This is a genomic window from Flavobacterium sp. W20_MBD1_R3 (assembly GCF_052119725.1).
Lineage (GTDB): Bacteria > Bacteroidota > Bacteroidia > Flavobacteriales > Flavobacteriaceae > Flavobacterium.
Map to the genome: position 1 here is coordinate 247,529 of NZ_JBGQOR010000002.1, position 20,928 is coordinate 268,456.

Below are 20,928 nucleotides of genomic sequence, written 5' to 3' on the forward strand. Positions count from 1 at the left end.
TTTATTCAAAAAAAAATGATAAAAATTTAATTGGACCCCTAAAAACCTCAAAACAGCTTTATAATCAATTGTTTATTGAATTGTATTACTTTTCCAGAAAATAGTGTTAATGCTACTAGGGTTAAATAAAAAAACATTTTCTTTGTGACTTATTTTTAAACAAAATTCTAATACATGGACAAAGCTACATTCAACTTCAATAAATGGAACACAATTATTGGTTGGTTAACGTTTGGGATTGCATTATTAACCTACACCTTAACTGTTGAGCCCACCATGAGTTTTTGGGATTGTGGCGAGTATATTTCCACAGCAGCAAAACTTGAAGTTGGACATCCGCCAGGAGCTCCTTTATACCAGATGATTGGCGCTTTTTTCGCCATGTTTGCACCAGAAAATCAATACATCGCATTGATGGTCAATATGATGTCAGTGTTTTCCAGCGCTTTCACCATTTTATTCCTATATTGGTCATCATCTATAATACTAAGAAAATTAGTTTCTAGATTTTCGGAAATGAACAAGAATAATGAAATTGTAATCTTAGGAAGCTCGCTTGTAGGCGCTTTGACGTATACCTTTTCAGATAGTTTTTGGTACAATGCTGTCGAAGCAGAAGTTTACGCCATGGCATCCCTATTTATCGCCCTTTTGTTCTGGTTGGGTTTACGCTGGGAGCAAGATATGAACACTCCAAGAGGAAATAAATGGTTATTGATTATTTCGCTTATAACAGGACTTTCCTTTGGAGTTCACTTTATGGCATTATTAACAATTCCAGCAATAGGCTTTCTGTATTTTTTTAAAAATTACAAAGAAGTAACCGTTAAAAATTTTCTTATTGCTAATGTTGTTGTAATTGCAGTTTTGTTGTTTATTTTTAAATTACTTCTTCCTATGACCATGGGGTTCTTTGGTAAAACAGAAGTTTTTATGGTAAATAGCTTAGGTCTACCGTTTGACTCAGGTACTATTTTTGTGGCACTAGCCTTAATTGCATTCTTTTACTTTGGATTAAAATACACCAAACAAAAAGGGTTTGTATTCTACAACACCATCATTCTTTGCATACTGTTTATTTTAATTGGTTTCTCCACATGGATGATGTTACCCATTCGCGCAAATGCGAATACTGTTATTAATGAGAATAAACCGTCTGATGCCCGCGAGGTTTTAGCCTACTACAATAGAGAACAATATGGTGTTAATGCATTGTTTTATGGACCGCAATACACAGAGAATTTTGCCGGTTTAGACGAGAATAATCCTTACTTAGATAAAGCTCCTAATTATGAAAGAGATTATAAAACAGGGAAATATGTTATTGTAAATAATTATAAAAATGCTACTCAAAATTCAGATGACAATCACAAAACCATTCTGCCAAGAATGTGGAGCGATGGGCATATTGAAAATTACATGAATTTCACCAATCCGCCTCAATTCAAACTAAATCCTAACTATCCTTACGAAGATGATTTAGCAAAATACGGTATTGATGCGAGTCAACTTACTGAAGAAGATTACAATAAAGCAATTGCACAATTAAAAAATGAAACTCAAAAAATAATTTCCGAATTCAGACAAGCTTACGCTCAAAAACAAATTGACAACGAAGGATATATCACCTTTCTAAAAAGCTATGGCGATTATCTGATTGTTGAAAAACCAACAACAGCTGATAATTTAGGTTTTATGGTGGAGTACCAATTTGGTTACATGTACTGGAGGTATTTGATGTGGAATTTTGTTGGTCGTCAAAGTGATAATCAAGGAAGATACGATTATCTAGATGGCAATTGGCTCAGTGGAATAAAATTCATTGACGAATTACACTTGGGAAGTCAGGAGAACTTGCCGTCAGATGTATTAAATAATAAAGGACGAAATGTATATTTCTTTTTACCATTTATCCTTGGTCTTATTGGACTTATGTATCATGCTAATAAGGATTTAAAAAGCTTTTATGTCTTGCTTGCTTTATTTCTTTTCATGGGAATAGCACTTAAAATTTATTTAAACGAAAGACCATTTGAACCGCGGGAAAGAGATTATGCATTGGTAGGTTCGTTTTATGTATTTGCCATCTGGGTTGGGTTTGGTGTTTATGCTTTATATGAAAGCCTCAAAAAGTACCTCGCACCAAAAGTAGCGGGTCCGCTGATTATTGTATTGAGTTTACTCGCAGCACCGATACTCATGGCCTCTCAAAACTGGGATGATCATGACCGTTCCGGCAAATATACTGCCTTATCTATGGCTAAAGCATATCTAACATCGTGTGACCCTAACGCCATTTTATTTACCATTGGGGATAACGACACCTTTCCGCTTTGGTACGCACAAGAAATTGAAAAAATTAGAACTGATGTCAAAATTGTCAACACTAGTTTGTTCATGACAGATTGGTACATTGACCAAATGAAAACCAAAACATACGAATCAGATCCTTTGCCAATTTCATTTACTCATGACGAATATGTAGGGGATAATTTAGATTATGTTGCTCATATTCCTAAGATTGAAAGCCGTTGGGATATTAAAGACTTCATCGATTTTATTAAAAATCCAAAATCAACAGTAGGAATGCAAAACGGACAAACCATCCATTTTTATCCAACCAATAAGATTCGAATTCCCATTGATAAAAATACCGTTATAAAAAACAACGTAGTTTCACCTAAGTACAATGACTCAATAGTACCATACATCGATATAGATATCAAAGGAAATGCACTGTACAAAAACAGATTGATGATGCTAGATATCGTTGCTAACAACAACTGGAAAAGACCCATCTATTTTAGCGGTGGTGCTTATGATAACGAAGACTACATCTGGATGAAAGAATACCTTCAACTAGAAGGAATGGTATACAAACTTGTACCTATAAAAACTCCTTCAACTAAAGAAGGCAGCCCACTTGAAATGGGGCAAATAGACACAGATAAAATGTATGCCAATGTAATGGAATGGGATTGGGGCAATAGCGAAAGTTCTTCTATTTATCATGATCCTGAAACCAGACGCAATAGCATTACCTATCGAAATAATCTATCTAGATTGATGAATCAGTTAATCCTTGAAGGCCAGAAAGAAAAAGCCAAAAAAATCATCGATTTAGCAATAACTAAAATGCCATTAGATAGTTTTGGCTATTATTCTTTAGTAGAACCTTTTGCAGGAGGCTATTATAAAACTGGCGAAAAAATAAAAGCCCAACAATTATTAGACAAATTAGTTTACAAGTACCAAGAAAACCTCAACTATTACGGCAATCTTAAATCTTCTGAACAAAGCAGTATTGCAATTCAAATTATTACCGATATTGAGCGCTACCGCAGCCTCTTACAGGTCATGAAAGAAAATAGTGATATAGAATTTTACAATAAAAACAAAATTGTTTTCAATACGTACATCAAAATGTTTGAACGTTTTGGCCGCGACAAAGAATAACTTCAAAGTTCCATTAAAAAAAGTAGCGATATTGCAAAGTATCGCTACTTTTTTTTTAATTTTAAAATGAAAAAAAAATGAAATTATACTGGATAAAAACCAATTGGATTATAAAAAAAATATTCTCTAATTATATTTGGGATGTCTCCAATAAAGGAAACGCTGTTTATCTTACATTTGATGACGGCCCTATTCCAGAAGTTACTACTTGGGTTTTAGAAGAATTAAAAAAACACGAAATCAAGGCTACTTTTTTCTGTATTGGAAATAACATCAAAAAAAATCCTGAACTGTTCAAAAAATTGATTCGGGAAGGTCACAAAATTGGAAACCACACATTCAACCACTTGAACGGATGGAAAACAACTAACGATGCGTATATCAAAAATACGATTCAGGCTCAAGAAGCGATTGATGCCTACACGGAAGAAGACATTAAATTTTTTCGTCCTCCGTACGGAAAAATAAAAAAATCCCAATCTAAAGAATTAAGGAAATTAGGGTATAAAATAATAATGTGGGACGTGCTGAGTGCTGATTTTGATTCTTCAATATCTAAAGAAAAATGTTTAAATAATGTGTTATCAAATGTAAAACCGGGAAGTATCATCGTTTTTCACGACAGTATAAAAGCATTCAAAAATCTTGAATACGTGTTACCAAAAACATTAGCTTTTTTAAAAGAAAACAATTTTAAATGTAGCACTTTATAAATACTACAACTGTTCCTGAACGATTCCAATAAGAGTATTGGCGTCAAGTTCTCCGGACTGTCTCCAGATCATTTGACCTTGTTTGTAGATCATCAAAGTAGGCAATCCTTTGATTCGCAAAGCATCTGCTAATTCTTGATTTTTATCTACATCGATCTTGATGACTTTTGCTTTATCGCCAAGAGCGGCCGCTACATCTCTAATTACGGGATGCATTAAAACCGATGATTCGTTCCACTCTGTATAAAAGTCGATTAAAACCGGTATTTGAGTGTTTATAAGTTCTCCAAATTTTGACATAAAACCTAAATTTTAATTTTTTAAATGTACTAAAAAGAGCTATTAACTTTACAAATGTAGCATTTTAAACGAATTCTGCTACATTAGCGCCTTTTTTTAGTTCAATGACTGTTATTTCCGGCATAATTCCTACCCGACCAGGATAAGCGTGAAAACCAAATCCTCTATTGACGTAAACATACCTTCCCAAATTTTCGTATAAACCGGCCCATTGTTTGTAAACATATTGTGCCAAACTCCATTTGAAATAACCCGGTATTTCAATACCAAATTGCATTCCATGCGTGTGTCCAGCAAACGTAAGGTGGTAATGTTTTTCGTCATGCTTTACCACATGTTCCCAGTGCGAAGGGTCATGGCTCATCAAAATCTTGAAATCTTCTTTCTTTAACTGTCCTGCAGCTTTATTCAAGTCCCCAGCCTGCTTGAAGTTGTGTCCCCAGTTTTCGACACCCACTAATGCTATTTTATCATCTCCTTTTTGAATAAAAGTATGCTCGTTTAACAATAGACTAAAACCAATTTCTCCGTATAAACTTTTTATTGCTTTGAAATTGTCTTCTTTGGCTGCTTCGCTGGGCCACGTTACATATTCTCCATAATCGTGATTCCCTAAAACGGAATATTTTCCATATTCATGTTTCTTAATTCGGTTGAATGTTTCTATCCAAGGGTGCATTTCTTTGGCATCCGTATTTACAATATCACCTGTAAACAAAATCATATCTGAATTTTGTTCGTTTACCAAATCAATGGCATAATTTATTTTTTCTGAATCATCAAAACTTCCACTGTGAACATCTGATATTTGAGTAATCGTAAAACCATCAAAAGCATCTGGTAAATCCGGAAAAAAAATGCGTTGCTTGATTACTTTATAATTGTATTTTCCAATTGTGACTCCATATATAAGGGATAAAAAAGGAACTGCAGCAAGTCCTAATCCTATTTGACTAACGAACTTTCTTCTGGAATTAAGAAAATCTGTGCCTTTGTCATAATCTACAAAATAATTCACGGCACCAGCACCTACTCTAAAAATGTCTTCCGCCATTAAGATGAAAGTCAAAATTAATTTTGGAACATAAACAATAAGCAACAGCCCCATAACCATTAAGGTTTGTTGGGTTTGTCCAACACTCCGATCAAATTGCATCAACGAATAAACAATATAAACTAAGACCAACAAACTCATTAGCTGAATTGAAAGCAACACTGGCCTAGATTTGATGAGGGTTTTCAATACCTGAAAGGTATAGAGCTCAATAATTAGAAGAATTAAACACAACAATACAATACGAAAGATCATTTTAATCAAATTTTAGACAAAATAACAAATTATGAAAATAGTATGTGTTTTTATTAATTTAAATTTAACTAAAATATAAACAAATCAACTTGAATGGGCAATTTTAGAGAAAGTTGGTAATACATTTCTTTATCAGTTGCTGAACATTTCAACTTGATTTTTTCACGCGATATTCAATTCGTATTTTTAAAAATAATTTAACTATGATCTTATTTACTTTATAGAAAGACTCATTGTTTTTAAAACAACATTAGTTGTTCCGCTATTTGCTCTTTTGACCCATATCTCAACCGATTCATTTATATCTAACTGAACGGTTCCTTGAACCGGAAATGCTTGTATATAACCTGCATTTGCATCAATGTAAGTTTCAGAACCAATTTGCGGGATAAGTGTACCCGTTGAACCTACTTTCATAATATAGAATACATATTCCGATGCTACAGATGTCGAAGTGTCAAATGCAACTGCACCACTAACCTGAAAAATTCTAGATTTTTTCCCTAGATAAGTTATTCTATTATTTTGCGCAGGAGATCCTATACTTGTTCTAAATAAATTTGTAAAAGTTAAAGATGTATTTGTATTCAATTTAATACCGTTTGATACAGTGGCGAAAATAGGTACCGTAGTGGTCGGGGATGTGGCTCTATTATGGTAAATACTTCCAGTCGCAAAAGAATCCCCTTCCGTTGGTATACCAGCGCAACGTACATTCCAATTATTAGTAAAATTATAACCTGTATTACTACTAGACGTATAAGGCTTTACGTAACCTGCTGGAAAATTTCCGGTAAACACAACTGATTCCATGACTGCATCTCCAGATATAGCTGGGTCAGATGAAACATCAAATCCAATTGCCGCACCGTTTACCTCACTGAATCCTCCTTGCTTTGCTATCAGTTCAAAACTACCCTTTAATTTTTCATAGGTTCCAAAATTACTATCAAACCAACCTACATTATTGATCAATAATTCATCCACATCTTCATAAATTATTCCGTTTGTGTTCCCAACAAATTGAATTATACTTACAAATACTAATGAAAATCCCTTGATAAGCCCCACATTACCTGAATTAGCTATAATACCGTCCCTTAAAATTAAATTTTGAGTAGTACTTGCCACTATATTAAAAACATTTCCTCCAGAAACTAAAGTTAGACCACGAATAGAACCACCCGTACTTCCTGTAAAAAGATCACCACTCGAAACGACCAACTTATCCTCTCCTGAATCTAATCCTGTCACATACGCATTATTCAATTCAATAGGCTTATCTAACAAAACCTGCCCATTTATTTCATATAATGTTTCAGAGTTCAAGAGGTATTTCGTGGTCCCGCCAGCGGCAAGTTCGTCAGCTAAAACGGTAGAAAGAACATCGCTCGATTTGATACGTTTAAATTTAAGTCTGCCATTAGCATCACTACTCATTTTGCTCCATAATGCCGTACCGCTATTGTAGTGAAAAATAGATTTTAAATCTAAATCATACACCATCAACCCATCGGCTGGGGAGGTAATAGCTGCACGTTGCGCAGTTGTCATTCGGGGAGTCAGCATTCCCTGCGTTGTTGAGGACACATCTAGTACAGAACTAGCATGTGGGCTTGTTGTACCAATACCAACTTGGGCAAAAACATTTGTTGATAGCGTTATAAAAAACAATAAACAAACTTGTAAAATCTTTCTAGTAAAGTAATGCTTTTTCATAACAGATGAATTTAATTTTTGAACACTAAACCTATAAATCATGTCTTAAAATGACACTCAAAAATATAGATTACATCGATTAAATACAAATTATACCGACGTAATACATCTTTTTTATTTTAATTGATTTATAATCCTACAATTTTAATTATTTAAAAAAGCTGGTATTTTACTGTTTGTAAATGTTTTCTTGTATTTAAAATTAAACAAAAAAACTATTACAAAACGCAACGAATTTCTGAATTTGTGGTAGTTTTTGAACCCAAAATTGAATTTGTAATCCTTTGTAAAAGAAATTATTCAATCCTTCATCCCTTTATCTGACAAGTTTTGTACTTTTGAAATCTTTACAAAAAACCTAATTTATGTCACAACAAAAACGCCTGTTTCTTCTTGATGCTTACGCCTTAATCTTCAGAGGCTATTACGCTTTTATAAAAAATCCTCGCATCAATTCAAAAGGAATGGACACATCAGCCATTATGGGATTCATGAATTCATTGATGGATGTGATAAAAAGAGAAAAACCAGATCATCTTGCTGTAGCTTTTGACAATGGAGGAAGCCAATTACGAAACGACTTATTTCCGGAGTACAAAGCCCATCGTGATGCCACTCCCGAAGCTATCAAGATTGCCATTCCGTACATACAAGAACTTTTGAAAGCCATGCATATTCCAATCATTGAGGTCAAAGGTTTTGAAGCCGATGATTTAATTGGAACTATTGCTAAACAAGCCGAAAAACAAAACTATAAAGTCTTTATGGTTACACCAGATAAGGATTTTGCGCAACTAGTTTCAGAAAATATTTTCATGTACAAACCAGCCCGAATGGGAAATGGAATCGAAATTTGGGGAATCCCAGAGGTTTTAGCTAAATTTGAGATTGAACGTCCTGATCAAGTTATCGACTTTCTAGGAATGATGGGTGATGCAGCCGATAATATTCCGGGACTTCCCGGTGTAGGCGAAGTCACTGCCAAGAAATTTTTAAAAGAATTTGGAACCATGGAAAACCTTTTGGCAAACACACACAAGCTGAAAGGAAAAATGAAAGAAAACATCGAAGCCAATAAAGAAAAAGGATTATTATCTAAAACCTTGGCGACCATATTACTCGATTGTCCTGTTATTTTTGACGAAACAGATTATGAATTATCAACTCCCGATGTCGAAAAAACAGATGCGTTGTTCAATGAGTTGGAATTTAGACGGATGGCGGAGCAATTTGATATCATTTTCCGTTCGCAAACCTCCACCGAAGGAGAAGGACCAAAAACAACATCTGAGCAAGAGAATAAATTATACAAAAAAACACAACCAAAAAACGAAGAACAATTCAATCTTTTTGGTGGTGGCACTCCAGAAGATTCTTCGGACGAAACACGCCATCAATATTACAGTTCATTAGAAAATACGGAACATTCGTATCAAATAATACAAGGTGATTTAGGTTTGAAATTGCTGTTGCAAAATTTACAAAAACAATCATCCGTTTGTTTTGACACTGAAACAACTGGTCTTGATACGTTGCACGCAGAATTAGTTGGAATATCTTTCTCTTACGAAAAAGGAAAAGGCTTTTATGTTCCTTTTCCCGAAAATCGTGAAGAAGCACAAACTTTAATAGAGAAATTTGTTCCTTTTTTCGAAAATGAAAATATCGAAAAAATTGGTCAGAATTTAAAGTACGATTTAAAAATTCTTTCTAATTACAATGTTATCGTGAAAGGAAAATTATTCGATACCATGATTGCACATTATCTAATCAATCCGGATATGCGCCATAATATGGATATTTTATCGGAAACGTACTTGAAATATTCGCCTCAATCCATTGAAACCTTAATTGGTAAAAAAGGAAAAAACCAAAAATCAATGCGCGAGGTTGCATTGGAAGAAATCAAAGAATATGCCGTTGAAGATACAGATATAACTTTGCAACTCAAGGAAATATTTACTTTAGAATTAGATAAAACCGGAACCAAAAAACTTTTTGAGGAAATCGAAATTCCGTTAGTTACCGTTCTGGCTGACATGGAGAAAGAAGGAATTCGTGTAGATGTAGATTTCCTTAGATCACTATCGAAAACATTAGATGATGACATCAAAATTCTAGAAACTAAGATATATGAAACTGCAGGTGAAAAATTTAATTTAGCATCTCCAAAACAATTAGGCGATATTTTATTTGATAAATTAAAAATTGGTGGTGCCAAACAAAAGAAAACCAAAACAGGTCAGTATGCAACCGGGGAAGAAATTTTGAGTTATTTGGCCCTAGAAAATCCAATTGTAAAAAACATTCAGGATTGGCGACAATTGATCAAATTGCAAAATACATATGTTGATGCTTTGCCAAACCAAGTAGATAAAACAACAAATCGCATTCATACCGATTACATGCAAGCCGTTGCCGCAACAGGCCGTTTGAGTTCAAATAATCCAAACTTACAAAACATTCCAATTCGGACGGAACGCGGAAGACAAATTAGAAAAGCATTCGTGGCCCGAGATGAAAACTACACGTTGGTTTCTGCGGATTATTCTCAAATTGAATTACGAGTAATTGCAGCGTTAAGCGGTGAAGAAAATATGATCAAGGCATTCAAAAATAATGAAGATATTCACAAATCCACCGCCTCAAAAGTATTTAATGTCCCATTAGAAGAGGTGACTCGTGAGCAACGAAGTCATGCCAAAACGATAAATTTTGGAATTATATATGGCGTTTCAGCTTTTGGATTGAGCAATCAAACTAATTTATCTCGTAAAGAGAGCGCTGATTTAATTGAGGCCTATTATCAAACCTATCCAAGATTAAAATCCTACATTCAGGAACAAATAGATTTTGCCAGAGAGAACGGTTATGTGCAAACAATTCTTGGGCGTCGTCGTTATTTGAAAGATATCAATTCGCAAAACGCCATTGTACGTGGTGGTGCAGAACGAAATGCGGTAAACGCGCCAATACAAGGAAGTGCTGCCGATATTATCAAAATTGCGATGATTAATATTCATGAAAAACTAACGTCTGAAAACTGGAAAAGTAAAATGTTGCTGCAGGTTCACGATGAGCTTGTGTTTGATGTACATAATGATGAACTCGAAAAAATCAAACCAATGATTAAGCACGAAATGGAACATGCTTTCAAATTAGATGTTCCGCTGGATGTTGATTTAGGTGCGGGAAAAGATTGGCTGGAAGCACACTAAAATTATATTTCATAATATAAAAAAAATCTCTAATCATTTAAAACGATTAGAGATTTTTTTGTGTTGTTATATGAGTTGTTACAAACTTCTGGTCGACTCTCTTTCTTTCAATTTAGTCTTGATCACAACCGTTTCATAAGGAACATGCTCTTCTTTAGATTCTAATCTATCAATGAGTAATTTAGCAGCCACTTCGCCTATTTCTATTCCGTGCTGACTTACGGTTGTTAGACTGGGGGACAATCTGCGGGAGGCAAGAATTCCGTCGGCAAAACCTATAATTGAAAGATCTTCAGGAATTTTATATCCTTTCTTGAGTCCAATTTTCAAAGCGGCTACAGAATCGTTTTCATCCAAAGCAAAAACACCATCGATAGTATTGGTGTCAAAAATCGTTTCTATGAGATTGTTCAGGTTTTCATCAGAATCAGTTCGCAATATAATCTCATTATTAATAGGAATGCTGTTGTTTTCCAATGCTTTTAGATAGCCTTCAACACGTAATTTTCCAACACTTAAATTATCAACCGATGAGAACAAAGCGATATTTTTACAACCCAAATCAATTAAATGTTGCGTAGCATTTAAAGCAGAATCAAAATCGTCTACAATTACTTTATCACACTCTACACCATCTGCAATTCGGTCAAACATAACAATTGGCGTCCCATCAGTAATTATTGCAGAAAAATGACTGTATTCTTGATTTTTTTGCGCTTCTTCAGAAACCGAAACAATAAAACCATCAATAGTTCCATTGCTTAACATTTCAAGTGTGTGGGCTTCTTTTTCTAAAGATTCATTAGAAATACACATAATAACGTTGTACCCTTTTTCATCGGCAACTTTCTCGATGCCACTAAAAACTTTGGCAAAGAAAGAATTCAAAATATTAGGAATGATAACCCCAATAGTTTTTGTCTTCCTATTTTTTAGATTCAGACCAATTACGTTGGGTTTATAATTTTTAAGCTTTGCGTATTCTTTTATTTTTATTTTCGTTAACTCACTAATCTCTGGACTATCATTAAGCGCTTTTGAAACTGTAGAAACAGACACATTTAATTCTTTTGCGATTTGTTTTAGCGTGGCTCTGACTTTCATAAAGAAATATTTATTGTAATTGTTAAAGTAATAAGGACAGGATCTAAATAATTTGAATATTAACCATGTAATTGACAAAAATAGCATTTTTAATGTAAAAATAGAAACTTAAAAATGTGGAATATTTATTAAATTTATACAAAAAAAGACAACTTGAGCATCAGAGTAACTATTTCACGGTTATTAAATCAAAAGATCAAAAAATATTTGAAATATTCATTTGATAATCAGTACTAAAACAAGAAAAAAATAATCTTTTCAGGTATTTGTATTTAAAATAATTAATTGTACTTTTGCAACCCCTTTATTGGGGATGGAATGTTTAATTAAAATAATATTATGGACGCATTAAGCTACAAGACACAATCAGCAAGCAAAGCCACCGTTACAAAAGAGTGGATTGTTGTAGATGCTGATGGGCATAACTTAGGTCGTATGGCTTCGAAGATCGCAATGATCCTTAGAGGTAAATACAAGGCTAGTTATACGCCACACGTTGACTGTGGAGATAACGTAATTGTTATCAACTCAGAAAAAATCAACCTTACAGGAAACAAGATGAGAGAGAAAACCTACATCCGTCACACTGGCTACCCTGGAGGACAAAGAACTTTAACTGCTGAAGTATTGCAATCAAAAAATCCTGCATTACTAGTTGAAAAAGCAATAAAAGGAATGTTACCTAAAAATAAATTAGGTGCTGAACTTTTTAGAAATTTAAATGTTGTTGTAGGATCAGAGCACAAACAAGGCGCTCAAAAACCTAGAACAGTTAACCTTAACGATCTTAAATAATGGGAGTTATTCACAAAATCGGTAGAAGAAAAACCGCTGTTGCACGTGTTTATGTTTCGGAAGGAACAGGAGTAATCACTGTAAACAAAAAAGCATTCGAAACATACTTCCCAACTGCAACTTTACAGTACAAAGTATTACAACCTATGTCTATGACAGAAAATGTAACAAACTTTGATGTAAAAGTAAACGTTTACGGAGGTGGATCAACTGGACAAGCAGAAGCTGTAAGAATGGCACTAGCACGCGTAATGTGTGAAGTAAATGCTGAAAACAGAGCAATTCTGAAACCAGAAGGTTTATTAACAAGAGATCCAAGAATGGTTGAACGTAAGAAATTCGGTCAAAAGAAAGCTCGTAAGAGATTCCAATTCTCTAAACGTTAATAATACCTGTCTTGTTCAAATAGGACAAGACATCGTTACTTTATTATTAAATTTAAAAAACAAAGTTGTTGTTGCTCTCCTACTGAGGTAGGAAATAGTTTAGCATCTAAATGTTTAAAGCCGGGCGACCGCCATTTATTCATTGCTAATCAACAGAACGTAAACTAGAACAAAATGGCAAACAAAGTAGAAGTAAAAGACTTACTAGAAGCAGGTGTTCACTTCGGACACATGACTAGAAAATGGGATCCAAACATGGCCCCTTACATTTATATGGAGCGTAATGGTATACACATTATCAATCTTTATAAAACTGCAGCAAAAATTGAAGAAGCGAACGAAGCTTTAAAAAAAATAGCTGCATCAGGTAGAAAAGTATTATTCGTAGCTACCAAAAAACAAGCAAAAGACATCGTTGCTGAAAAAGCAAAAGCTGCAAACATGCCTTACATCACTGAAAGATGGCCTGGTGGAATGCTAACTAACTTCGTAACTATCCGTAAAGCTGTTAAAAAAATGGCAACTATTGATAAAATGAAGAAAGATGGTACCTTCATGACCCTTTCTAAAAAAGAGCGTTTACAAGTAGATCGTCTTCGTGCTAAATTAGAGAAAAATTTAGGTTCAATCGCTGACATGTCAAGACTACCTGCTGCATTGTTCGTAGTTGATATCAAAGCGGAACATATCGCAATAAAAGAAGCTCAAAAATTAAACATTCCAGTTTTCGCAATGGTGGATACCAATTCTGACCCAAGAGAGGTTGAATTCGTAATCCCATCTAACGATGATGCTTCTAAATCAATTGACAAAATTTTAACTTTAGTAACTAATGCAATTATTGAAGGCCTTTCTGATAGAGGTTCTGATAAAGAAGCTGACCTTCCTGTTGCTGAAGTAGCTGCTCCTGTTGCTCAAGCAACAACTGAAGTAGTTGCTCCTGTTACTGCTGAGGTAATAGCTCCAGTTACTGAAACAGTAGCTCCAGCTCCTGCAACTGAAGAATAAAAATAAATTTAAAGATTGAAGAATTTAAAGAATATAATTATTGATTGTACAATTAATGATGATACTTTAAATTTTTCAATCTTTTAATCTTTAAAACAAAAAAATTATGGCAACAATTACTGCTGCAGATGTAAATAAATTAAGAACAATCACTGGTGCAGGCATGATGGACTGCAAAAAAGCTTTGGTTGAAGCAGATGGAGATTTTGATTTAGCTATCGAAAACCTTCGTAAAAAAGGACAAAAAGTAGCTGCAAACCGTTCAGATAGAGAATCTACTGAAGGCGCTGCTATTGCTGTTGTAAATGCTGACAAAACTGCTGGAGTTGTAATCACATTAAACTGTGAAACTGACTTCGTAGGAATGAATGAAAGCTTTGTAAAAATGGCTACTGAAATGGCTAATCTAGCATTGAACTTCAATACGAAAGAAGAATTTTTAGCAGCTGATTTCAACGGAATTACTGTTGCTGACAAATTAATCGAACAAACTGGAGTTATTGGTGAAAAACTAGAAATCAGAACTTTTGAGAAATTAGAAGGTGCTTTTATCGGTTCTTATATTCACTCCGGAAACAAAATTGCTACTTTAGTGGCGCTATCTGCAAATGTAGCAGGTGCTGAGGAAGTTTCAAGAAACGTGTCTATGCAAGCAGCTGCAATGGCTCCAATTGCTTTAGACGAAACCGGTGTTGATGCTGACACAATCGCTAAAGAAATCGAAATTGCTAAAGATATCCTACGTCAAGAAGGAAAACCAGAAGCAATGTTAGACAATATCGCTAAAGGTAAACTAGCTCGTTTCTTTAAAGACAACACTTTAGTAAACCAAGATTATATCAAAGACAATAAAATGAGCGTTGCTGCTTATGTTAAATCTTTAGACAAAGATCTTATCGTTACCGGTTTCAAAAGAGCTGCGTTAGGATAAACATTCTAAATAAAATTTAGCAGTTTTCTAAAATAAATATAATCCCATTTTGTTTCAAAAACAAGATGGGATTTTTTTGTGCAAAAAAACAATTAAAACACTAAATTTGACATTTAATTTTCATTTATGTTCAAAACTAAAAAAGATCTTGTCTTTGTTATTCTAGCCGGAATCTTTATCACTAATGCGGTTACGGCAGAACTCATCGGTGGGAAACTGATACAAATAGGTCCGTTTGTAATGAGCATTGGTATTTTGCCTTGGCCTATTGTTTTCCTGACAACTGATTTAATCAATGAATATTTTGGAGAAAAAGGAGTAAAAAAATTGTCTTTAATCACAGCCTGTTTAATCGCCTACTCTTTCCTTGTTTTACTTTTCGCGATCAATATACCCGCCGCAAAAGGAATAAGCCCAGTCAACGATGAGCAGTTTTTTGCCGTTTTTGGACAAAGCATGTGGATTATTGTGGGTAGTATTATTGCGTTCTTGGTTTCTCAATTAATAGATGTAACTGTTTTTTGGTTTTTCAAAAACCGCACAGGAAACAAAAAAATATGGCTCAGAGCTACGGGTTCCACTGTCATTTCGCAATTGTTCGATTCTTTTATTGTTCTGGGAATCGCTTTTTGGTTACCCGGAAAAATAAACTTTGACATTTTTATAACCTCCGCCTTAACAGGATATACCTTCAAACTTGCAATTGCCATTCTATTGACTCCTCTAATTTACTTGGGCCACTACATTATAAAAAACTATTTAGACTCAGAAAAAGAATAATTATGGACAAAAAAATAAGATGTGGTTGGTGTACTTCCAGTGATTTATACAAAAAATACCATGACGAAGAATGGGGCGTTCCAGTTTATGAAGACAAAAAATTATTTGAATTCTTAATCTTAGAAACGTTCCAAGCGGGGCTAAGTTGGATTACAATCCTAAAAAAGAGAGAAAATTTCCAATTGGCTTTTGATGATTTTGACTATAAAAAAGTAGCGCTTTATACTGAGAATAAAATCCAGGAATTACTCCTTGATGCAGGAATTATTCGCAATCAATTAAAAATTCGCGCCGCCGTTTCTAACGCTGCTGCCTTTATGAAAGTGCAGGAGGAATTTGGCAGTTTTTCTAAATACATTTGGAAGTTTACTGATGAAAAATCTATTCAAAATAACCGACAATCCTTACAAGAAGTCCCTGCAACTACTCCGCTATCAGATGAAATCAGTAAAGATTTAAAAAAACGTGGATTTAAATTCGTTGGTTCTACAGTGGTTTATGCACACATGCAAGCCACCGGAATGGTCGATGATCACGTATCTGATTGTTGGAAAAAAAATTAGTTTGCAGTAAGAAAAAATAATAAAAATTCGGAATTTAAAGATTACCTACTTTTAAGAATTTTCATAAAATCACCTCTTTCTATTTCACGACAACCCAAACTTTCAAGATGCGGATTATAAACTTGGCAATCTAATAGTTTGTAATTTTCTTTTTTTAAATGGTTGACCAAAGCTATAAACGCTACTTTAGAGGCATTAGAAACTTTAGAAAACATGCTTTCCCCACAGAAAACATGTCCTAAATCAATTCCATATAAGCCACCTACCAAAACAGCATCTTGCCAAACTTCAACGGATTTAGCGATTCCTAATTCGTGCAGTTTACAATAGGACTCAATCATGTCATTGGTAATCCAAGTTCCGTTTTGACCGTCACGTTCTATGTTTTGACAGTTTGAAATTACGTCCCTGAAATTTTGATTAAAAGTAACCTTGAAAACATTTCGATTCAGGATATTTCGCATGCTTTTAGAAACGATCAATTCATCGAGAAACAAAACCATTCTGGGATTTGGTGACCACCACATGATGGGTTCGCCTTCTTCAAACCACGGAAAGATCCCGCTTGTGTACGCAAGCTTCAATCGTTCCGAAGACAAATCACCTCCAATGGCCAAAATTCCATCGCGATTGGCTTGGTCAACAGGAGGAAAAAATAAATCTGTAGATAAATAATACATTTTTCAATTTCAAAAATTAATGGCAATATCAAAAAATAAAAAAAGTCAGAAATTCAAGTAAAACTTAAACTTCTGACTTCTAAATTATAACTTTTTTATCTCCTAGAATGGCAAATCGTCTGCCTCTTCTTCGTTTAGGTTTGTTGCTGGTGCAAAAGCTTCAGCAGCCGGCATTGGAGGCATTTGTGCAGCAGTCGCTTCAGTAGCTACTCTTTCTACTCTCCATCCCTGAATTGCATTAAAATATTTAGTCACTCCTTGTGGATCAACCCATTCGCGTCCTCTTAAATTGATTGAAACTTTAACCGCTTCTCCTACTTTAAAACTGTTCAATAAATCACATTTATCTTGTACAAATTCTACTAAAATATGTTGTGGATATTGCTCCTCAGTAGTTACGACCAATTCTCTTTTCAAGAAACTTCCGCTTCCCACATTTTTCGCATCCCCAAGCATTTTAATTTTTCCTGTAACTTCCATCTTCGTTTTTTTTTAATGTTATTTATACTATTTTTTTGCCAAAAGTACTTTCCAAGCCGACAAAACATCCTTGTCCTCTAGATATTTTTTTGCCGCCAAGTGCACTTTTTGCTGGTCATCAGCACTTAAAACCCCTTTTATAGCAAAATTCTGTTTTACAAATATACTAACTTCTTCTGGCGTAGGCAAGGCTTCTATATTCCCTAACATCCCTAAATCATTTCCGTTAAAAACCAAACTTTCTTTAACAAAATTTGGAATGGCATCCACTCCAATTCCTAAAGTAGACAATGGTTTTGGCACTTCAAAAAGCCCTTGGTTTGATCTGGAATACCAATTGCCGCCTAACCTGGAAACTAAGTCAATTTTATATTGATCAATCGCACCATTTTCATCTAGAACAGATTCATCAATATGAATGCGAACGACTTCACACAGCACTAAATTCCCTGCTCCTCCTTCTGTTCCCAGCGGAATAATCTGAGTGACTTTGCATTCAAATTGAACTGGTGATTCTTTTACTCGAAAGGGTTTCACCACCTCTGAAGCAATCGGCGTCAAGCCTGATTTTAAAAACTCATCCACACCATCAGCATACTCTGTACTCGCTAGAGAAATTTGTTGTACCATGTCATAATTCACCACATTAATGACTACTTCCCGAGTTGCTTCGGCATTAATTAACGTGTGTTTTATAGAATTATCACGAACGCGTCTTGCCGGTGAAAAAATAAGGATTGGAGGATTGGCGCTGAACACATTAAAGAAACTAAAAGGCGACACATTAGCATTCCCTTCCGCATCCATTGTACTGGCAAAAGCAATAGGCCTAGGCCCAACTGAACTTTGTAAATAGCCTTGTAATTTTGCCGTTTCAATACTTTTAGGATCTATTGTAATCATACGTTTCTAATTTATTGCTGTAGGGTACAAAAGTAAACAAATCGATTCAGTTTATGAAAGAGTATGTCCAATTAGAATAAAATTACGGCTGTATTTACTCTGAAAAAAATTCTTTGCTTAAAACTAAAATACGACAGCATTTATTTCGTTATATTTATAATTCAAATTTTCATTTATGCAGTTTTCTGAAAGAAGAAATACAACCCGTTGGATTATAATTTCTGCCTCTTTTTTAATCATTTCACTGATTCTTTGGAACACATACACTTTTTTTCAAATCTTTAAAAACGAAGAACGATTAAAAATGAATCTTTGGGCACAAGCCCAAAAAGCATTGATTAATGCCAATGAAAATACAGATGTGGAACTTCCGCTGCAAATTTTCAGTGACAACACTTCGATTCCTATTATACTGACGGAAAACGACAGCATCATCAACACCGTGAATATTGACGAGGTTATTGTAAAAAACAACACAAAGGCAGTTGCATTTTTGCATGATTTAAAAAGCGAGAACGAGCCCATTGTCATTGAATATGTCCCTGGGAAATTTCAAAAACTTTATTATGGAAACTCGGCTTTACTGAATAAATTAAAATATTATCCCGTTGCTTTAGTGCTGATCATAGTGCTTTTTGGCGGCTTAGTTTACAATTTTTACCGGAGCACTAAAATGGCGACGCAAAACAAACTTTGGGCCGGCATGGCAAAAGAAACTGCTCACCAGATAGGAACGCCACTCTCGTCACTGATAGGCTGGGTTGAACTCCTGAAGTCTGAAAATGTAGACGAAAGTACCACATTCGAAATTGAAAAAGACATTGAACGTTTGCAAACCATTACCGATCGTTTTTCGAAAATAGGATCGGAACCTAAATTAGAAATTAAAGATATTGTAGCCGAAACACAGCAATCCTATGACTATTTGCAATCCCGATTTTCCAAACAAATTGAGTTTTCATTTAAAGCCCCAAAAGCTCCTATCATGGTGTCGCTCAATCCCACCCTTCACAGTTGGACCATTGAGAATCTGGTAAAAAATGCCATCGATGCGATGAAAGGAAAAGGAAAATTAGCTTTAGAAATTGAACAAGAAGGCGATTATATAAAAATAAACGTTTCAGATACTGGCGGTGGAATTCAGAAAAAACAATTCAAGAGTATTTTTGAACCTGGTTTTACAACCAAAAAAAGAGGTTGGGGATTGGGCCTTTCCTTGACCAAAAGAATCGTAGAAGAATACCACAAAGGAACCATAAAAGTCTTGAATTCCGAAATTGGAAAAGGAACAACAATGCAAGTAAGCTTAAAAAAGAGTAATCTAGCGTAAAGGAACGCCAAACCATGTAACTTTAGAGAACATCGTTTTTCTGACTATTTTGGACTTACTCAAATAATTTTTCACAAACAAGGCGTGTTCTTCGGCTTGCGCCAAAGTAGCCTCAATTGATTTTTTCATCGAAGCAACATTCGCTGTATTTTGACTGCCAACGAAACCCACACTGTAAATATCATTCTGACATTTGGCCAGTTTCTCTCTAGGAGTTTGAATCATACTGCTGATTTCACCATCTGACATAGTAGGTTTAAACTTATTGTTTCTGTACTGTATAAAATCATTCAACAACACAACCGCTTCATTCAATTCCCTGACAACAGTATTTAGTTTCTCAATATTTGCATTTTGCCGCAAATAGGTAAGTTGTTCCTTTTTGCCTTCGTAACGCTCCAGAATCATAGCATTTTTCAATCCGTTTTTCTCTATTCTTTCTGCCGAAGCAAATAATTTATCGGCTTCAGGTAATGCATTATATTTGTCGATTTCTTTCTCAAAATCAAAATAGTTTTTGGTTTTATTGCTTTGGATTTTTCCTTCATAAAACGCAGCATTAGTAATAGGATAATTTAAAAATTGCCATAAATAATCAAATGGAATGTGAGAAGCAATTATTTTAGCTGGTTCCGCTTTAAAATAAGAGTTGTTCAATTTTTTTGAAAACTTTCCATTATTAACATATCCGGAACCCCATGTGGGATCAAATATATACCACTTTTTATCGATTTTTGCAGCGGTCCATGCATGAGCCAAGTCGCTTACTTTTCCGTTTTGTTTGGTATACCCTTCAATGATATAAGATTGAATTCCTATCTTTTGCACAAGCGCATTAAAAACTGTTGCATAATGAATGCAGACTCCTTTTTTAGTTTTTAATGTCTTCGTGATTTTCTCAGCTCCCGTTTCATTGGGATTCAAGGAATACATATTCGCAACATCATAGCTGATATTGGATGCGGTCCAATAAAACACAGCCCTGATTTTATCGGTTTCTGTTTTAAAATTAGCATTGATATAGGAAGCAATGGCATCTATAGAAGTTGTTGAATTAGCCGGAATAGCAGCCATCTTAGCATCAACTAACGCATATCCGGGATTAACCTGTCCTATGCTCAGAAGAGAGAAAAAGAAGGAAAGCAACAAAAATATATTTTTCATAGTCTCGAATGTAAATTATATAAATTAAAAAAGGGAACAAGTTTTCACCTATCCCCTTTTAAACTAAAATCATACCAATTTATTTTATT

The 20,928-nt window shown here is 34.5% G+C and carries 18 protein-coding genes; 10 read left to right on the forward strand and 8 right to left on the reverse strand.

The annotated features are described in order from the left end of the window. Positions 1-174: 174 nt before the first annotated feature. Both ACEN2F_RS04145 and ACEN2F_RS04150 read left to right on the forward strand, forming a co-directional pair. Positions 175-3,456 carry a glycosyltransferase family 117 protein gene (locus ACEN2F_RS04145; RefSeq protein WP_441736414.1) on the forward strand — a complete coding sequence of 1,094 codons (3,282 nt, stop codon included), beginning with the start codon at positions 175-177 and terminating at the stop codon, positions 3,454-3,456. 77 nt (positions 3,457-3,533) lie between these two features. After that, a complete protein-coding gene (locus ACEN2F_RS04150) occupies positions 3,534-4,169 on the forward strand; it encodes a polysaccharide deacetylase family protein (protein WP_441736416.1) in 636 nt (211 codons plus the stop codon). A 3-nt stretch (positions 4,170-4,172) separates the two neighbouring features. Here the strand turns inward: ACEN2F_RS04150 and ACEN2F_RS04155 are convergent, their stop codons facing one another. The 3 genes from ACEN2F_RS04155 to ACEN2F_RS04165 all read right to left on the reverse strand — a co-directional run bounded on the left by ACEN2F_RS04155 (position 4,173) and on the right by ACEN2F_RS04165 (position 7,497). Further along, positions 4,173-4,469, reverse strand: a complete 297-nt coding sequence (locus tag ACEN2F_RS04155; protein ID WP_441736418.1) for a thioredoxin family protein — start codon at positions 4,467-4,469, stop codon at positions 4,173-4,175. Between the two features lie 64 nt (positions 4,470-4,533). Beyond that, positions 4,534-5,778, reverse strand: coding sequence for a metallophosphoesterase (locus ACEN2F_RS04160; protein WP_441736420.1), 1,245 nt, complete (start codon positions 5,776-5,778; stop codon positions 4,534-4,536). 213 nt (positions 5,779-5,991) lie between these two features. Beyond that, entirely contained in the window at positions 5,992-7,497 is a 1,506-nt protein-coding gene (locus ACEN2F_RS04165) for a hypothetical protein (protein ID WP_441736422.1), read from the reverse strand. 365 nt (positions 7,498-7,862) lie between these two features. Here ACEN2F_RS04165 and polA point away from each other — a divergent pair, with 365 nt between their 5' ends. Further along, positions 7,863-10,715, forward strand: a complete 2,853-nt coding sequence (gene polA, locus ACEN2F_RS04170; RefSeq protein WP_441736424.1) for a DNA polymerase I — start codon at positions 7,863-7,865, stop codon at positions 10,713-10,715. A gap of 78 nt (positions 10,716-10,793) precedes the next feature. Here the strand turns inward: polA and ACEN2F_RS04175 are convergent, their stop codons facing one another. Further along, positions 10,794-11,819, reverse strand: coding sequence for a LacI family DNA-binding transcriptional regulator (locus tag ACEN2F_RS04175; RefSeq protein ID WP_441736426.1), 1,026 nt, complete (start codon positions 11,817-11,819; stop codon positions 10,794-10,796). 339 nt (positions 11,820-12,158) lie between these two features. On the opposite strand from ACEN2F_RS04175, the gene rplM reads away from it, so the two are divergent. From rplM to ACEN2F_RS04205, 6 genes are all read left to right on the forward strand, one after another. Further along, a complete protein-coding gene (gene rplM, locus ACEN2F_RS04180; protein WP_441736428.1) occupies positions 12,159-12,614 on the forward strand; it encodes a 50S ribosomal protein L13 in 456 nt (151 codons plus the stop codon). Continuing rightward, the gene (gene rpsI / locus ACEN2F_RS04185) at positions 12,614-13,000 is read left to right on the forward strand and encodes a 30S ribosomal protein S9 (protein ID WP_126453913.1); all 387 of its coding nucleotides are present in this window, start codon (positions 12,614-12,616) and stop codon (positions 12,998-13,000) included. The genes rplM and rpsI overlap by 1 nt, the downstream gene beginning before the upstream one ends. 174 nt (positions 13,001-13,174) lie before the next feature. After that, positions 13,175-14,008 (forward strand): 30S ribosomal protein S2, encoded by an 834-nt coding sequence (gene rpsB / locus ACEN2F_RS04190; protein ID WP_441736430.1) that lies wholly within the window; start codon positions 13,175-13,177, stop codon positions 14,006-14,008. Between the two features lie 106 nt (positions 14,009-14,114). Next, positions 14,115-14,939 (forward strand): translation elongation factor Ts, encoded by an 825-nt coding sequence (gene tsf, locus ACEN2F_RS04195; RefSeq protein ID WP_441736432.1) that lies wholly within the window; start codon positions 14,115-14,117, stop codon positions 14,937-14,939. Positions 14,940-15,065: 126 nt separating this feature from the next. After that, a complete protein-coding gene (locus ACEN2F_RS04200; protein ID WP_441736434.1) occupies positions 15,066-15,719 on the forward strand; it encodes a queuosine precursor transporter in 654 nt (217 codons plus the stop codon). 2 nt (positions 15,720-15,721) lie between these two features. Further along, positions 15,722-16,282 (forward strand): DNA-3-methyladenine glycosylase I, encoded by a 561-nt coding sequence (locus ACEN2F_RS04205; RefSeq protein ID WP_441736436.1) that lies wholly within the window; start codon positions 15,722-15,724, stop codon positions 16,280-16,282. A 41-nt stretch (positions 16,283-16,323) separates the two neighbouring features. Here the strand turns inward: ACEN2F_RS04205 and aat are convergent, their stop codons facing one another. From aat to ACEN2F_RS04220, 3 genes are all read right to left on the reverse strand, one after another. Continuing rightward, positions 16,324-16,962 carry a leucyl/phenylalanyl-tRNA--protein transferase gene (gene aat / locus ACEN2F_RS04210; RefSeq protein WP_441736438.1) on the reverse strand — a complete coding sequence of 213 codons (639 nt, stop codon included), beginning with the start codon at positions 16,960-16,962 and terminating at the stop codon, positions 16,324-16,326. Between the two features lie 102 nt (positions 16,963-17,064). Continuing rightward, entirely contained in the window at positions 17,065-17,442 is a 378-nt protein-coding gene (locus ACEN2F_RS04215) for a DUF3127 domain-containing protein (protein WP_091203008.1), read from the reverse strand. Positions 17,443-17,469: 27 nt separating this feature from the next. Beyond that, positions 17,470-18,345, reverse strand: coding sequence for a flavin reductase family protein (locus ACEN2F_RS04220; protein WP_441736440.1), 876 nt, complete (start codon positions 18,343-18,345; stop codon positions 17,470-17,472). 175 nt (positions 18,346-18,520) lie between these two features. Here ACEN2F_RS04220 and ACEN2F_RS04225 point away from each other — a divergent pair, with 175 nt between their 5' ends. Beyond that, positions 18,521-19,675 carry a sensor histidine kinase gene (locus tag ACEN2F_RS04225; protein WP_441736442.1) on the forward strand — a complete coding sequence of 385 codons (1,155 nt, stop codon included), beginning with the start codon at positions 18,521-18,523 and terminating at the stop codon, positions 19,673-19,675. Here the strand turns inward: ACEN2F_RS04225 and ACEN2F_RS04230 are convergent. Continuing rightward, the gene (locus tag ACEN2F_RS04230) at positions 19,667-20,839 is read right to left on the reverse strand and encodes a transglutaminase domain-containing protein (RefSeq protein WP_441736444.1); all 1,173 of its coding nucleotides are present in this window, start codon (positions 20,837-20,839) and stop codon (positions 19,667-19,669) included. The two genes, ACEN2F_RS04225 and ACEN2F_RS04230, sit on opposite strands and share 9 nt — an antisense overlap. Between the last annotated feature and the right edge of the window lie 89 nt (positions 20,840-20,928).

Coding starts and splice junctions, on each gene's coding strand:
- ACEN2F_RS04145 (WP_441736414.1), top strand. CDS start 175: ATGGACAAAGCTACATTCAACTTCAATAAATGGAACACAATTATTGGT.
- ACEN2F_RS04150 (WP_441736416.1), top strand. CDS start 3,534: ATGAAATTATACTGGATAAAAACCAATTGGATTATAAAAAAAATATTC.
- ACEN2F_RS04155 (WP_441736418.1), bottom strand. CDS start 4,469: ATGTCAAAATTTGGAGAACTTATAAACACTCAAATACCGGTTTTAATC.
- ACEN2F_RS04160 (WP_441736420.1), bottom strand. CDS start 5,778: ATGATCTTTCGTATTGTATTGTTGTGTTTAATTCTTCTAATTATTGAG.
- ACEN2F_RS04165 (WP_441736422.1), bottom strand. CDS start 7,497: ATGAAAAAGCATTACTTTACTAGAAAGATTTTACAAGTTTGTTTATTG.
- polA (WP_441736424.1), top strand. CDS start 7,863: ATGTCACAACAAAAACGCCTGTTTCTTCTTGATGCTTACGCCTTAATC.
- ACEN2F_RS04175 (WP_441736426.1), bottom strand. CDS start 11,819: ATGAAAGTCAGAGCCACGCTAAAACAAATCGCAAAAGAATTAAATGTG.
- rplM (WP_441736428.1), top strand. CDS start 12,159: ATGGACGCATTAAGCTACAAGACACAATCAGCAAGCAAAGCCACCGTT.
- rpsI (WP_126453913.1), top strand. CDS start 12,614: ATGGGAGTTATTCACAAAATCGGTAGAAGAAAAACCGCTGTTGCACGT.
- rpsB (WP_441736430.1), top strand. CDS start 13,175: ATGGCAAACAAAGTAGAAGTAAAAGACTTACTAGAAGCAGGTGTTCAC.
- tsf (WP_441736432.1), top strand. CDS start 14,115: ATGGCAACAATTACTGCTGCAGATGTAAATAAATTAAGAACAATCACT.
- ACEN2F_RS04200 (WP_441736434.1), top strand. CDS start 15,066: ATGTTCAAAACTAAAAAAGATCTTGTCTTTGTTATTCTAGCCGGAATC.
- ACEN2F_RS04205 (WP_441736436.1), top strand. CDS start 15,722: ATGGACAAAAAAATAAGATGTGGTTGGTGTACTTCCAGTGATTTATAC.
- aat (WP_441736438.1), bottom strand. CDS start 16,962: ATGTATTATTTATCTACAGATTTATTTTTTCCTCCTGTTGACCAAGCC.
- ACEN2F_RS04215 (WP_091203008.1), bottom strand. CDS start 17,442: ATGGAAGTTACAGGAAAAATTAAAATGCTTGGGGATGCGAAAAATGTG.
- ACEN2F_RS04220 (WP_441736440.1), bottom strand. CDS start 18,345: ATGATTACAATAGATCCTAAAAGTATTGAAACGGCAAAATTACAAGGC.
- ACEN2F_RS04225 (WP_441736442.1), top strand. CDS start 18,521: ATGCAGTTTTCTGAAAGAAGAAATACAACCCGTTGGATTATAATTTCT.
- ACEN2F_RS04230 (WP_441736444.1), bottom strand. CDS start 20,839: ATGAAAAATATATTTTTGTTGCTTTCCTTCTTTTTCTCTCTTCTGAGC.